Source organism: Citreimonas sp., assembly GCF_042096055.1.
In the GTDB taxonomy this organism is placed as follows: domain Bacteria; phylum Pseudomonadota; class Alphaproteobacteria; order Rhodobacterales; family Rhodobacteraceae; genus Citreimonas.
Map to the genome: position 1 here is coordinate 1,898 of NZ_JBELMH010000062.1, position 13,861 is coordinate 15,758.

13 protein-coding genes are annotated in these 13,861 nt (G+C 71.0%); 3 read left to right on the forward strand and 10 right to left on the reverse strand.

Features of this window, described 5'->3' with window-relative positions; translation table 11 throughout:
* Positions 1–200: 200 nt before the first annotated feature.
* A complete protein-coding gene (locus ACFDTC_RS13200; protein ID WP_375259348.1) occupies positions 201–1,103 on the forward strand; it encodes a LysR family transcriptional regulator in 903 nt (300 codons plus the stop codon).
* Between the two features lie 37 nt (positions 1,104–1,140).
* On the opposite strand, the gene dapA is transcribed toward ACFDTC_RS13200, so the two are convergent.
* The gene (gene dapA, locus ACFDTC_RS13205) at positions 1,141–2,016 is read right to left on the reverse strand and encodes a 4-hydroxy-tetrahydrodipicolinate synthase (protein ID WP_375259349.1); all 876 of its coding nucleotides are present in this window, start codon (positions 2,014–2,016) and stop codon (positions 1,141–1,143) included.
* Between the two features lie 116 nt (positions 2,017–2,132).
* Between dapA and ACFDTC_RS13210 the strand changes: the two genes are divergently transcribed.
* On the forward strand, positions 2,133–4,082 hold the full coding sequence (locus ACFDTC_RS13210; protein ID WP_375259350.1) for a lytic transglycosylase domain-containing protein: 1,950 nt from the start codon (positions 2,133–2,135) through the stop codon (positions 4,080–4,082).
* A gap of 75 nt (positions 4,083–4,157) precedes the next feature.
* Here ACFDTC_RS13210 and ACFDTC_RS13215 read toward each other — a convergent pair whose 3' ends face one another.
* From ACFDTC_RS13215 to ACFDTC_RS13245, 7 genes are all read right to left on the reverse strand, one after another.
* Entirely contained in the window at positions 4,158–5,477 is a 1,320-nt protein-coding gene (locus ACFDTC_RS13215; RefSeq protein WP_375259351.1) for a M16 family metallopeptidase, read from the reverse strand.
* Positions 5,474–6,829 (reverse strand): M16 family metallopeptidase, encoded by a 1,356-nt coding sequence (locus ACFDTC_RS13220; RefSeq protein WP_375259352.1) that lies wholly within the window; start codon positions 6,827–6,829, stop codon positions 5,474–5,476. Before ACFDTC_RS13220 ends, ACFDTC_RS13215 begins: the two co-directional genes overlap by 4 nt.
* Before the next feature lie 84 nt (positions 6,830–6,913).
* Positions 6,914–7,411: a DUF3035 domain-containing protein gene (locus ACFDTC_RS13225; protein ID WP_375259353.1), complete on the reverse strand. Its 498-nt coding sequence runs from the start codon at positions 7,409–7,411 to the stop codon at positions 6,914–6,916.
* 71 nt (positions 7,412–7,482) lie between these two features.
* Positions 7,483–7,965 carry a signal peptidase II gene (gene lspA, locus ACFDTC_RS13230; protein WP_375259365.1) on the reverse strand — a complete coding sequence of 161 codons (483 nt, stop codon included), beginning with the start codon at positions 7,963–7,965 and terminating at the stop codon, positions 7,483–7,485.
* A 32-nt stretch (positions 7,966–7,997) separates the two neighbouring features.
* The gene (purH, locus tag ACFDTC_RS13235; protein WP_375259354.1) at positions 7,998–9,587 is read right to left on the reverse strand and encodes a bifunctional phosphoribosylaminoimidazolecarboxamide formyltransferase/IMP cyclohydrolase; all 1,590 of its coding nucleotides are present in this window, start codon (positions 9,585–9,587) and stop codon (positions 7,998–8,000) included.
* Positions 9,588–9,607: 20 nt separating this feature from the next.
* A complete protein-coding gene (locus ACFDTC_RS13240) occupies positions 9,608–11,347 on the reverse strand; it encodes a heparinase II/III family protein (protein ID WP_375259355.1) in 1,740 nt (579 codons plus the stop codon).
* A gap of 101 nt (positions 11,348–11,448) precedes the next feature.
* Positions 11,449–12,717, reverse strand: a complete 1,269-nt coding sequence (locus ACFDTC_RS13245) for an RsmB/NOP family class I SAM-dependent RNA methyltransferase (protein WP_375259356.1) — start codon at positions 12,715–12,717, stop codon at positions 11,449–11,451.
* Between the two features lie 97 nt (positions 12,718–12,814).
* On the opposite strand from ACFDTC_RS13245, the gene ACFDTC_RS13250 reads away from it, so the two are divergent.
* The gene (locus ACFDTC_RS13250; RefSeq protein ID WP_375259357.1) at positions 12,815–13,006 is read left to right on the forward strand and encodes a DUF1674 domain-containing protein; all 192 of its coding nucleotides are present in this window, start codon (positions 12,815–12,817) and stop codon (positions 13,004–13,006) included.
* Between the two features lie 24 nt (positions 13,007–13,030).
* On the opposite strand, the gene ACFDTC_RS13255 is transcribed toward ACFDTC_RS13250, so the two are convergent.
* Both ACFDTC_RS13255 and dapB read right to left on the reverse strand, forming a co-directional pair.
* Positions 13,031–13,384: a dihydrodipicolinate reductase gene (locus ACFDTC_RS13255; protein WP_375259358.1), complete on the reverse strand. Its 354-nt coding sequence runs from the start codon at positions 13,382–13,384 to the stop codon at positions 13,031–13,033.
* 97 nt (positions 13,385–13,481) lie between these two features.
* Positions 13,482–13,861, reverse strand: a 380-nt coding sequence (gene dapB, locus ACFDTC_RS13260; RefSeq protein ID WP_375259359.1) for a 4-hydroxy-tetrahydrodipicolinate reductase, incomplete at its 5' end; no start/stop codon positions are given.

Consider the following 13,861-nt stretch of genomic DNA (forward strand, 5'->3'; position numbering starts at 1 on the left):
GGCTGGACGAGGCCGAGGTCGAGCCGACCAGCAATTCCTGATCCTGGGCAAGCGCGGGCCCGGCGAGCAGTGTCGCGCCGGCAAGGGCGCCGAGAATGGTCTTCATGTTTTCCTCCCATGATTCCGCCCCGCAGGACGCTTGCGGAAGGATGCGGCTGCAAGGCTGTTGCGTGAAGTGCATTGTTGTTAATTATACGTGCATGGATCACAACACTCTGTCCCTGCCCGACGTACGCGCGGCCGCCACGGTGCTGCAGACGCGGTCGTTCCGCACCGCGGCGGGGCTGTTGGGGCAGTCGCCCTCGGCGCTGTCGCGACAGATCTCGGGGCTGGAAGAGCGGTTGGGCGTGCGGCTGTTCGACCGCGATACCCGCAACGTGCGCCCGACCGCCTCGGGCGAGGCCTTCGGACGCATCGCGCAGCGCATGCTCAACGCGGTCGAGGACGGCATGGCCGAGTTCGACGCGCATGTCTCGGCCCGCCAGGGCCGGCTGGTGATCGCGGGATTGCCCTCGGTCACGGCAGGGCTTTTGCCGCGGCTGATCAAGGATTTTTCGGCGGCGCATCCGGGAATCGACCTGAGGATCCTCGACGCGCTTTCGGGCAGCGTGCTCGAGGCGGTGGAAAGCGGCGCGGCGGATCTCGGCTTCGCCGCCGGCACCGTGTCGACCCGCAGCCGTCTGGATTTCCTGCCGCTGATGGACGACGAATTCGTCGCTATCGGGCACCCCGACGGGCCGCTGGCCGACGACCGCACCTATGCCTGGGCCGAGATCGTCGCGATGCCCTTCATCGCCATGGCCGAGGGCACCAGCGTGCGCGAACTGCTCGACGGCGCGTGCCTTCGGATCGGCACGTCGCTGTCGCCGCGGTTCGAGGTCTCGCACCTCGCCACCTCGGGGGCGCTGGTGTCGGCGGGTCTGGGCGTGACTTCGCTGCCCACGCTGACGCTGCCGGTCCTCGACATGGGCCGCCTGATCCAGAGACCGATTTCGGATTTCGGGGCGAAGCGCCGCATCGGCCTGGTCCGGCGGACCGGCAAGACGCTGTCGCCGGCCGCGCAGGCGTTCTTCGACCTGGTCCAGCAGCGCAGGGGCCTGTGACGCGCCGGACGCGTCACAGGATGCGCAGGCGGTTCGCCTAGTTCAGCAGGCCTGCGTGGCGCAGCGCCGCATCGACCTTCTCGCGCGTGGGCGGGGTGATCGGCAGCAGCGGCGCGCGCATTTCCTCGTCGCAAAGACCCAGACGCGACATCGCGTATTTCGCGCCGCACAGGCCCGGCTCGGTGAAGATCGCCTGGTGCAGCGGCATCAGCCGGTCCTGCAGGGTCAGCGCCTTGTGGTAGTCGCCGCCGAGGCAGGCCTCCTGCATCTCGGCGCAGAGCCGCGGCGCCACGTTCGCGGTGACCGAGATGCAGCCCACGCCGCCCTGGGCGTTGAAGCCGTGCGCGGTCGCATCCTCGCCCGAGATCTGCAGGAAGTCCGGGCCGCAGGTGATCCGCTGCATGCAGACACGCGCGAGGTCCGCGGTGGCGTCCTTGACGCCGACGATGCGCGGCAGCTTGGCCAGCTCGCCCATGGTGGCGGGCGACATGTCCACGGCCGAGCGGCCGGGGATGTTGTAGATGATGATCGGCAGCTCGCAGCAATCGTGCAGCATGGTGAAGTGCGCGATCAGACCGGCCTGCGTCGGCTTGTTGTAATAGGGCGTCACCACCAGCGCCGCATCGGCGCCCACGCGCTCGGCGTGCTGCAGGAAGCGGATCGCCTCGACCGTGTTGTTCGAGCCCGCGCCGGCGATCACCGGAATACGTCCCGCCGCGGCCTCGACCACGCATTCGATGACCTGCTCGTGCTCGCTGTGGCTGAGCGTCGGGCTCTCACCGGTGGTGCCCACGGGCACGAGGCCATGGCTGCCTTCCTCGACATGCCAGTCGACCAAGCGTTTGAGCGTGTCGAAATCCACCGCGCCGTCCTTGAACGGCGTGACCAGTGCGGGCATTGATCCCTTCAGCATGACACGCTCCTTCTGATAACCGGGGCGTCACCCAAGCGGTCGTGATTGGACGACCGCGGTGGCCCGGGTAGTGTGTTGCGCGGGTCTATTCCTTTTCGAGATGGAAAATGCAAGCCATGACGCGCATTCTGACGCTTTGCCTGGCGCTCGCGCTGGCGACCACCGCCGCCGCGGCGCAGGACACCGCCGCGGCGGTCGGGCGCGCGCTGGACGCAGTGCGCGCCGGCGACTGGGACGACGCCCGGTTCGTGGCGCGTGGCGCCGGGCCGATCGCCTCCGACATCGTCCTATGGCAGGCGTTGCGCGCCGGCCGCGGCACGCCCGAGGAGATCACCGACTTCCTGACCCGCAATCCCGACTGGCCCGGCCTGCCCTACCTGCGCGAGCGGGCCGAGCCGGTGATGACCGCCGCCGACCCGCAGGTCATCCGCGCGTTCTTCGACGGGCAGACGCCACAGACCGGCGACGGCGCCCTGGCGCTGGCGGGGGCGCACCTGGCCGCGGGCGAGACCGGCCCGGCCGAGGTGCAGGTGGTGCTGGCCTGGCGCACGCTGGCGCTGGATTCGGATGGCCGCGCAGCGTTTCTGTCGCGCTGGGCCGACCTGCTGAAGCCGCATCACGAGGCGCGCCTGGACATGGCGCTGTGGCGCGACTGGACGGCGAACGCCGGCGCGATGCTGCCGCTCGTCGACGATGGCTGGCGCCGGCTGGCCGAAGCGCGGATGGGCCTGCGGGCCGATGCGGCCGGCGTCGACGGGCTGATCGCGCGCGTGCCGGACCGCTTGGCCGACCACCCCGGCCTCGCCCACGAACGCTTCCTGTGGCGCGTGCGCAAGGGACGGACCGAGGATGCCGCCGCCCTGCTGCTGGAACGCTCCACCTCGGCCGCGTCGCTGGGCGAGCCGTGGGCCTGGGCGGACGCGCGCCGCGACCTCGCGCGCGACCTGATGCGCGAGGGTGACGTGGTGCAGGCCTACCGCGTCGCGTCCACGCATTACCTGGTCGAGGGGTCTGATTTCGCCGATCTCGAATGGCTATCGGGCTACCTGGCGCTGCGGTTCCTCGACCGCGCCGACCTGGCCGTGCAGCACTTCGAGGCGTTCCGCGGCGCGGTGGACACTCCGATCTCGCTGGGGCGCGCCGGCTACTGGCTGGGCCGCGCGCACGAGGCGCTGGACAACGCCGACGCCGCCGCCGCGGCCTATGCGCTGGGGGCGCAGTACCAGACGACGTTCTACGGCCTGCTGGCGGCCGAGCGCGGCGGGCTGCCGGTCGACCCGACGCTGGCGGGCACGGAATCCTTCGGCGACTGGAAGGACGCGCCCTGGACCGAAAGCACCGTCTTCAAGGCCGCGATGATGCTGCTGGACGCCGGCGAGGACCGGCTGGGAGAGCGCTTTCTGACGCACCTCGCGGAATCGCTCGACCGGCAGGGGATGGGCCAGATGGGCGCCATGCTCGAGGAGATGCAGCGCCCGCACATCCAGGTGATGCTGGGCAAGCGCGCGGCGCAGTTCGGCATCGAGATCCCCGGCCCCTACTACGCGCTGCACCCGCTCGTGGCGAAGGCCGAATACCCGGTCCCGCGCGAGCTGGTGCTGTCGATCGCGCGCCGAGAATCCGAGTTCGACCCGGTCGTGATCTCGGGCGCCGGCGCGCGCGGGTTCATGCAGCTGATGCCGGGCACGGCGCGGGACGTGTCGGGCTGGCTGGGCATCGAATACGACCGCGACCGGCTGCTGTCGGACCCGGTCTACAACGCGCGGCTGGGGGCGGCGTACCTGGCCAACCTCGCGCGGCGCTTCGACGGGAACATCGTGATGATGTCGGCGGGCTACAACGCGGGGCCGGGTCGGCCGATCCAGTGGATGGAGCGCTTCGGCGATCCGCGCGGCGGCGGCGTCGACGTCATCGACTGGATCGAGTTCATCCCCTTCGACGAGACGCGCAATTACGTCATGCGGGTCGCCGAAAGCCTGCCGGTCTACCGCGCGCGGCTGGGCCTCGACCCGCATCCGGTGCCGTTCTCGCAGGAACTAACCGGCTCCACGCTGCGCCCGGGTTGAGCCAGCGTAACCCGCCGAAACGAAAAAGCCCCGGCGGAACCGGGGCTTTTTGTTGTTCGGCAGGTGCGCCGGCCGTTACTGCGTCACGTCGCCTTCCAGCCCGGCGGGCTGACCCACGACCACGAAGCGCAGCGCCTCGGGCTTGAGCAGGCGGGCCGCGACGCGATTGACGTCCTCGACCGTCAGCGCCTCGACCATCGCGTTGCGGGTCTCGACGTATTCGGGATCGAGCCCGTCCAGCTGCATGCCCACGAGGATATCGGCGATCGGGCCGTTGCCCTCGAACCGCAGCGGGTAGGCGCCGGTCAGGTAGGTCTTGGCGCGGGCCAGTTCGTCCTCGGTCACGCCCTCGGTGGCCATGCGCGCCCACTCGGCGCGGACGACGTCGATCGCCTCGGCGATGCTTTCGTTGCCTGACGCAACCTGCCCCATGTACAGCGCCGCGTGATCCTTCGGCACGAGGAAGGAATAGACGCCGTAGGTCAGGCCGCGCTTCTCGCGCACCTCCTCCATCAAGCGGGAATCGTAGCCGCCCGCGCCGAGGATGGTGTTGAGCACGTAGGCCGCGAAGAAGTCGGGATCGTCGCGGTCGATGCCCTCGTGTCCGAAGATCGCGACCGATTGCGGCGTATCGAACGGAACGACCGTCACGCCCTCGGCGGTCGCGACGTCGGCCTCGGCCGGCAGCGGCGCGCCCTCGGCGGACAGATCGTCCAGCAGTTCGTCCAGCAGTGTGCCCAGTTCCTCGGCCGAGATGTCGCCGGCGGCGGCCACGTGGATGCGGTCGCGCGCGATGGCGCGGTCGAAGGCCTGCACGACGTCGTCGCGGGTCAGGCCGGTCACGCTGTCGATCGTGCCCTGGTAGTCGGTGGCATAGGGATAATCGCCGAACGCGCGCTGGTCGAAGGTGCGCGCGGCAATGGCGTTCGGGTCCGTCGCGTCGGACCGGATCGACGACAGGATCTGCGCCTTCACGCGGTCGATCGCGTCCTGGTCGAAGCGGGGCGAGACCAGCGTGTCGCGCAACAGCGCCACGGATTCGTCCCGCGTCTCGGTCAGGAACTGCGCCGAGACCGAAACCGCGTCGTCGCCCACGTCGTAGCCGAAGCGCGCGGCCAGGTTCTCGGTCGCGGTGGTGAAGGCGCGGGCGTCGCGGTCGCCGGCGCCCTCTTCCAGAAGGCCGGTCATCAGGTTGGTCGCCCCGCGCTTGCCCTCGGCATCCAGCGAGGCGCCGCCACGAAAGCGGATCTCGAGCGCGACGAAGGGGATCGACGGCTCCTCGACCAGCCAGGCCTCGATCCCGCCGGGGCTGGTGACTTCCTGGATCTCGATCTCGGCACGGGCGGTGCCGGCGGCCAGGACCAGCGCGGCGGCCGCGAGTGTCAGAAGCTTCATTGGCTCACCTCCGGAGCGGCGGTTTCGGATTGCATCAGGTAACCGGTCACCGCCTTGTCGCGGTCGAAGACCATGCGCGCGGCGTCGAGGATGTCTTCTTCGGTGACGGCCTGCAGAACGTCGGGCCAGGCCTGCACGTCCTCGACCGTCAGCCCCGAAGTCAGTGCCACGCCGTAGCGCCGCGCGAGGCTGTCGGCGTTGTCGCGGGCGTAGACCTGCTGCGCACGCAGCTGGAACTTGATCCGCTCGAGCTGCTCGGGATCGACGCCCTCGTCGAGGAACTCGGCCACGGCCTCGTCCAGCGCCGCCTCGGCCTCTTCCAGCGTCACGCCCTCGACGGGCACGACGATCAGGCCGAAGTCGGTGTCGTCGTAGGACACGCCGTCGTAGAACGCCGCGGCGTAGACGGCCTTCTGCTCCTCGAATTGCAGCTTGGTGTTCAGCACGGACGTCTGCCCGCCGCCGAGCACCTCGGCCAGCAGGGTCAGCGCTGCGGCCTGTTCCTGCGCGCCGGCGTCACGCTCGGGGGCGAGGTAGGTGCGGATGACATACGGCTGCGCCACGCGCGGATCGTTGAACATCAGGCGCCGCTCGGCGCGGTGCGGCGGCTCGGCCACCCGCTCGCGCGGACCGATCTCGGGGTCGGCGGGAATGGGGCCGTAATGCTCTTCGGCCAACGCGCGAACCTCGTCCGGGGTGACGTCGCCCGCGACGATCAGGATCGCGTTGTTCGGCTCGTAATGGGTGTCGTACCAGGCCTGCGCCTCGTCCATGCCCAGCTGGTCCATCTCGTGACGCCAGCCGATGATCGGCGTGCCGTAAGGGTGGTGGAAGAACTGTGCGGCGCGGCGCTGTTCCTGGAACAGCGCGCCGGGGTCGTTCTCGACCCGCTGGTTGCGCTCCTCGATGATGACGTTGCGCTCGGTCTCGATGTTCTCGGGCGAAAGCACGAGGTTCTTCATGCGGTCGGCCTCGAGCTCCATCATCAGGCCGAGGCGGTCGGCCGCGACGCGCTGGAAGTAGCCGGTGTAGTCGAAACTGGTGAAGGCGTTGTCGCTGCCGCCCTGCTCGCTCACGATGCGGCTGAACTCCTTGGGCGCCAGCGTGTCGGTCCCCTGGAACATCAGGTGTTCGAGGTAATGCGCCACGCCGGATACCCCGCGCGGCTCGTCCGCCGACCCGGCGCGGTACCACAGCATGTGCGTCACCGCCGGCGCGCGGTGATCCTCGATCACCACGACGTCCAGCCCGTTGTCGAGCGTGAAGGTCGTCACCTGGTCCGCCGTGTCCTGTGCCGAAAGCGGCAGCGCGGCGGTTACGAATAGCGCCAAGGCGCCGGCCAGTTTGAACATGTGGTCCCCCCGGATCGTCGGTATCCCTCACTAGCTACGTTATGCTGCGCGAGGTTCAAGCGGCGTGACGAATCCGTGACCGGCTCAGCCCTCGGGCGGGGCGGTGGGGGTGCGGGCGCCCGCGCGGCGGTAGACCTGAAGCCAGCGATACGCGTCCAGCGTCTGCGCGCGGTAGGCGGCGTCGTATTCGTCGCGCGGCACCAGCGAGAAGGTGAACAGCGACTTGCGCTGGCGGAAGGCGAGATCCTCTTGCGCAAGCTGCGCGCGGATGCCGGCGTCGCGGCCGAAGCGGCTGGCGTTCGAGACGAGCCCTGCGTCCTGCGCCGGGATCGCCGTGCCGCGCGCCACGGTGGCGCCGGGGTTGCCGCCCAGCGCCGCGACGGCGTCGGCCTTGGGGTTCAGATCGGTGCGGTTGGCGGCACCCGGCGTCGGCGGCGGCAGGGTCGTCGTCTCGGGCAGCTCCAGCGGCCGGTTCGGGACCACGCCGAATTCCTCGGGCGAGCGGTCGAACGACCGCAGGTCGCGCAGGCCGATATCGCGGTCGCCGCACGCGGCAAGGACGCCGATTGCCAGAAAACCCAAACAAAGACGCGCAGCCCGCATCGTCACCTCCGCCAGTCTGTTGGTCGGTCTATCGCATATGCCCCGCGCCGTCACGAGGGCTTTTCGCCGTCGGATTTCGCCCCAGGGAACAGCACAAGGCCGGCCGCGCCGGCAAAGATCGCGATGTCGGCCACGTTGAACGCGTACGGGTTGTCGATGCCGCAGCACGACATGTTCAGGAAGTCCGCCACCGCGCCATAGAGCAGCCGGTCCACCACGTTGCCCAGCGCCCCGCCGATCAGCAGCCCGGCCGAGGCGGCGCCCCACGGTCCCGGCGGGTCGCGGCGCATCCAGACCAGAACGAACAGCACGATCCCCAGGGCGACCGCGATCAGGATCCAGCGGGTGAAGTCGGCCTGCCCGGACAGCAGGCCGAAGTTGATCCCGTAGTTCCACGCCATGCGCAGGTTCAGGTAGGGCGGCAGCACGTCGATCGCGCCGCGCGCGTCCAGCCGCATCCAGTGCACGATCCAGAACTTCGTCGCCTGGTCCAGCACGAAGACTAGCAGCGACACCAGCGCCACGCGCTTCATCGCGGCGTGGAAGGCGGGGTTCGACGGCACGCTCAATGCCGGAAATGCCGCATGCCGGTGAAGACCATCGCCAGCCCCGCCTCGTCGGCGGCGGCGATGACCTCGTCGTCGCGCATCGACCCGCCGGGCTGGATGACGCAGGTGGCACCCGCCTGCGCGGCCTCCATCAGACCGTCGGGGAAGGGGAAGAACGCGTCGGACGCCACGGCAGAGCCAATGGCGGGGCTTTCGCCCAAGCCCAGCGCGTCGGCCATGCGCTGCGCCTTGGTCGCGGCGATCAGCGCGCTGTCGAGCCGGCTCATCTGGCCCGCGCCCACGCCCACGGTCTGGCCGCCCTTGGCGTAGACGATTGCGTTCGACTTGACGTGCTTGGCGACGCGCCAGGCGAACAGCAGGTCGGCCATCTGCTCGGCCGTGGGCGCCTTCTTGGTCACGACCTTCAGGTCCGCGGCCTCGACATGGCCGGCGTCGCGGTCCTGCACCAGGAACCCGCCGGACACCTGCTTCCACGTGCGGCCGGCGGCGCGCGGATCGGCCATGCCGTCGGTCACCAGCAGGCGCAGGTTCTTCTTGGCCGCGAAGATCTCGCGCGCCTCGTCGTCGGCGCCCGGGGCGATGACGACCTCAGTGAATACCTCGGTGATCGCGCGCGCGGTTTCGCCGTCCAGCGCGCGGTTCAGCGCCACGATCCCCCCGAAGGCCGAGGTCCGGTCGCAGTCGAAGGCGCGCCCGTAGGCCTCGGCGAGCGTCGCACCGGTGGCCACGCCGCAGGGGTTCGCGTGCTTGATGATCGCGCAGGCCGCGCCGTCGCCGGGCGCAAATTCCGAGGCCAGCTCGAACGCGGCGTCGGTGTCATTGATGTTGTTGTAGCTCAGCTCCTTGCCCTGAAGCTGCTTCGCGGTCGCGACGCCCGGACGGTCCGACCCGTCGCGGTAGAACGACGCCGCCTGATGCGGGTTCTCGCCGTAGCGCAGCGTCTGCACCAGCGTCCCGGCGAAGGCGCGGCGGCGGGGCGTCTCTTCGCCGATCGCGTCCGCCATCCAGGTGCTGACGGCGGCGTCGTAGGCGCCTGTGCGGGCATAGGCGATCTGCGCCTGCCGCTTGCGGAACGCCAGCGTCGTCTGGCCGTCATGGGCGTCCAGTTCGGCACTCAGCGCGGCGTAATCCGCGACGTCGACGATCACGTTGACATAGGCGTGGTTCTTGGCCGCCGCGCGGATCATCGCGGGGCCGCCGATGTCGATGTTCTCGATGCAGGTGTCGTAGTCGGCGCCCTTGGCTACGGTCTCCTCGAACGGGTAGAGGTTCACCACCAGCAGGTCGATCGGCCCGATGTCGTGCTGCTCCATCGCCGCCTTGTGGTCGGCATCGTCGCGCAGCGCCAGCAGGCCGCCATGCACCATCGGGTGCAGCGTCTTGACCCGGCCGTCCATCATCTCGGGGAAGCCCGTCACCTCGGCGACGTCACGCACGGCCAGACCGGCCTCGCGCAGCGCGCGGGCCGAGCCGCCGGTCGACAGTATCTCGATCCCGCGGGCCTCGAGCGCGCGGCCGAGGTCGATCAGACCGGTCTTGTCGGAAACGGAAAGCAGCGCGCGGCGGATCGGCTGAAGGTCGGACATCGGGACTCCTCGGGCATGGGTCAAACGTATTCGTCCGCCTCGTCCTGAACCAGGTCGCGCACGGCCAGCGCCGTGTCCTTCGCCTTCTCCAGGGTCCACCGGACGCGCGTCGCATACTCCATCGCGCGGCCGGATAAAACGACCTGTTTCGTCGCCCGCGGCTGAAGGCGTCCGCGTTCCAGATAGACCGACGGCTCGATCTCGATGGCCGAGGCCCCGTCGAAGCGCAGCACCCACAGCTCGCCCGAGCGCAACGCCATAGACGCGGCGGTGTCGTTGAGGTCCAGCGCCACGTCCACGTCCGGGTGCAGGTGGAAATGCACGCGGTAGGGCAGGCCCTGCAGCCCGATCCGGTCCAGCGCGGCGTCGAAGCGCCGCTTGCCCGGCGCGTCCAGCGCCACGAGGTAATCCTCGCCCCGCAGGGTGCGGCCGTCGATCGTCAGCTCCAGCGTGCGCGCGTGCGTCAGGCCGTATTCCGCGACGTAGCCGTCATGCCCGCCCTCGAACTTCTCGGCCCGGTCGGTCCGGCTGAACTGCACGGGCACGGTGCGCGGCCCGTTGTCCAGCCACTCGCCGCCGCCCCGCGGCGCCGGCACCAGCGACGCCGAGGACCGCGCGTTCAGGCACAACGTCGAATGCGACGGACTGGCCCGGCCGGCGCGGCGCCAGCCTTCGCCGAAATCGTCGCCCGCACCGCAATTGACGATCAGCGCGCGCCGGCCCGAGGTCAGCTCGAACGCGAGGGTCGACGCATGCGCCGCGGCCGAGGCGCGTCCTTTCGGCGGCGGGGCTGCGTCGGCGATGACGGTGGTGCGCCCGTGCGCCAGCCGCGCGAAGCCCATCGCCGCCCCCTCGACCCGCTTGCGCCGCACGCCCGCCGCCGCCAGCGCGGCGTCCAGCCGCCCCTCGGCCCCGCGCCCGCCGCCGTGGAACCGCGCGAGCCCGCCATCGGCGTGGCGCAGCGCGCGCAAAGTGGGCGCCACGCGGGCTATCGCATCGGCCAGCGCCGGATCGGCCGGCTGGCCCGCCTGCTCGAACGCCAACTGCGCCCACGTCAGCAGGGTGAAAACCTCGAGCAGGTCGTCGGGGTTGCGGCTGGGGATGCCGCCGATCTTGTCGATCTGGCGGGCGCATTCGGCCATCAGCCCGCGGCGCGCCGACTCGACGTAGCGCTCGAGCCCCTCGAGCGACAACGCGGCGTAGAGCTGCCCGGTCAGCGCCTCGAACCGCGGCAGGCCGGGCGCCGCGGCGCCCGCGCGCGCGGCCAGGAACCGGGTCTGCGCCGCCATTGCCTGATGGTAGCGGCGGGCGCGCTCGGCATCCGTGCCGCGCAGCAACAGCAGGCCGTGATGCACCCAGCGGATCATGCGCCTTCCGGTCAGCTCGGGCGTCCAGCCCGGCCCGGCGCCGCGCCCGTAGCGGTCGATCCAGTCCCAGACCCACGCCTGCGCCAGCGTGCGCGCCTGCACGTCGCCCACCGCTGCCAGATCGTCGAGCCAGGTGAACCCGTGCAGCGCGTCGCGGAACGCGGCGTCGGGCATGTCGACATCCCAGATGCTGCGATCCGGCGCCTCGACCAAGTGCCCGGCGAAGAGCAGATTGCCGGCGATCAGCTGACGGCCGCGGGCGTGAAAGCCGATGGTGCGCGGTTCGGGCTGGACGGTGAAGCCGCGCGACGGCTTGGCCCGCGCGGCAAGACGCGCGTGCAGCCGGTCAAGCCATCGCGCCTGGGTCGCGCGCCAGTCGTTCAGTCGGGCCATCGGTGCTCTGTCGCCTCGGGCGCCCGTTGCCCGGGCGGCATCTGGGCGACACGATAGCCAGCTTCGCGGCTTCTGTCATCGCCCGCGTGACCGCGGACGCGTCACCGTTGCACGTCTGCCTTGCGCAAAACGGCCATGTAGAAGCCGTCCATCCCGCCGCGATCGGGCCAGAAGTCGGGCCGCAGCCGCAGCCCGCCCTCGGCCGAGCGCCATCCTTCCTCCAGCCCCGGCACCTCGGGCGGCAGCACCTGCAGGGCCGGATGGCGCGCCAGCGCCTCCTCGACCTGGCACTCGCCCTCATCGGGCAGCAGAGAACACGTCGCGAAGACCAGCTTTCCGCCCGGCGCCAGCAGGTCCAAAGCGTGATCCAGCAGCGCCGCCTGAAGGTCGATCAGCTCGCCGATCCGCTCGCCCAGGTGCACGTGGGGCAGGTCGGGGTGGCGCCGGATTGTGCCGGTGGCCGAACAGGGCGCATCGAGCAGGATCGCGTCGTAGCGGCCGGCGTGCTCCAACGCGTCGCCGGCCACCAGCGTCGCGCGCAGCCCGGTGCGGGCGAGGTTCTGCTCGACCCGGCCCAGCCGGGCCTGCGACAGGTCGACCGCCGTGACCTGCGCGCCCGCCGCCGCCAGCTGCAGCGTCTTGCCGCCGGGTGCGGCGCACATGTCGAGCACGCGCAGCCCGGCCACGTCCCCCAGCAGCCGCGCGGGCAGCGCCGCGGCGGCGTCCTGCACCCAGAACGCGCCGTCGTCGTAGCCGGGCAGCGCCGTCACCTGCATGCCCGCGCCGATCCGCACCGAGCCGGTCGGCAACAGCGTGCCGCCCACGGCACCCGCCAGCACAGCGGCATCACCCTTGGCCGTCAGGTCCAGCGGTGCGCCCTCGGCATGCGCGGCCTCCATCGCGCCGACCGCCTCGGTGCCCCAGGCCTCGACCAGCGGCGCGCGGAGCCATTTCGGCAGGCGCGTGGACCGCAGACGCGGCCACAGCGCGGGCCCCTCGTCCGCCACCTTGCGCAGCACCGCGTTGACCAGCCCCTTGGTGCCGGCGGTGCGCTTGCCCGCGGCGGCGAGCGTGACGCAGGCGTCGACCACGCCGTGCGCCGCGCCGCCCTCGCACAGTTCCGTCGCGCCCAGACGCAGGATGTTGTGCACGCGCGCGGCGGGTTTCTTGCGCAGGTGCGGCTTCAGCACCCGGTCGGCGCGATCGAGCGACCGCAGCACCGACAGCGCCAGCCGCTGCGCGGCCGCGCGGTCGGCAGGGGCCAGAGGGTCGAGCACGCCGGCAAGCTCGGTCAGCGGCTGCTGGCGGGCCAGCACGCCGTCGAGCAGGTCGACGGCGGCACGGCGGGCGGAATCGACGGGTTGGGGCATGGGATCCTGTCGGCAAGGGCGGCGCGAAACCCTTGTTCCGCATGGCCCGCGGCGTATATCAACTGCGACCGATCAGGGAAAGACAGGGATACGCCCGATGACCGACACGCCGAATAAGGACCTGCCCCCCGCAGCCCAGCGCGCGCTGGCCGAGGCAGCCGAGCGCCGCGCCAAGGCCGAGGCGGACGCGCGGGCGAACCCGCGCCCGGTCGAACTGGGCGGTCGCGACGGCCCCGAGCCCGTGCGCTACGGCGATTGGGAAAAGAAGGGCATCGCGATCGACTTCTAGGTCTGCCGCCTGTGAACGCGCCGCCTACCGGAGCGTGAATTCGGCTGCCTCGCCCCGGCCCTGCTCGGCGACGAAGCGGATCGTGTCGCCGCGCGCCTGCACCGCTTGGCAATCGTAGCCCAGCGGGTCGCCGCCCCAGGTCAGGTCGCGGCAGAAGTACCCTTCGCGCCAGGTCCAGGCGCCGGTGACGTCCCAGACCGCCCCGCGCCCCGAGATCGCGCCGTCCGGCGAGACGCGCAGCGACACCATCGGGCGCGACAACGTGCGCCCGGCAACGAGGTCCACGAAGGTCGCGCGGTCCTGAACGGTCGCGAATTCCGCGGCGGCGGGCAGCGCCGCCAGCATCAGACTTCCACAGATTGCACCCAGACGCAGCATGTCCGGCCTCCTCTCCGTCGATGAATGACAGGGAGTTAGGCCGGATGCCGCCGGGTCAAGAGCGCGGCGCCCGCCGCTCACGCGCGCGTGGGGCGGTTCAGACGGACTTCAGCCCCAGAACGTCCAGCATGTCGTACCCGCCCGGGGCCTTGTCCTGCCCCCAGAGCACGGCACGCACCGCGCCGCGCGCGAACAGCGCCCGGTCCGACGCGATGTGGCGCACGGCGATGCGCTCGCCGGCGGTGGCGAAGATCACCTCGTGCTCGCCCACGATGTCGCCGCCGCGGATCGCGTGAAAACCGATGTCGCCCTGCCGGCGCGGGCCAGTCATGCCGTCGCGGCCGCGGTCGGACACGTCGGCCAGCGCGACGCCCCGCCCCTCGGCGGCGGCCTCGCCCAGCATCAGCGCGGTGCCCGAGGGTGCGTCGGCCTTGCGGTTGTGGTGGCTCTCGACGATCTCGATGTCCCATTCGTCGC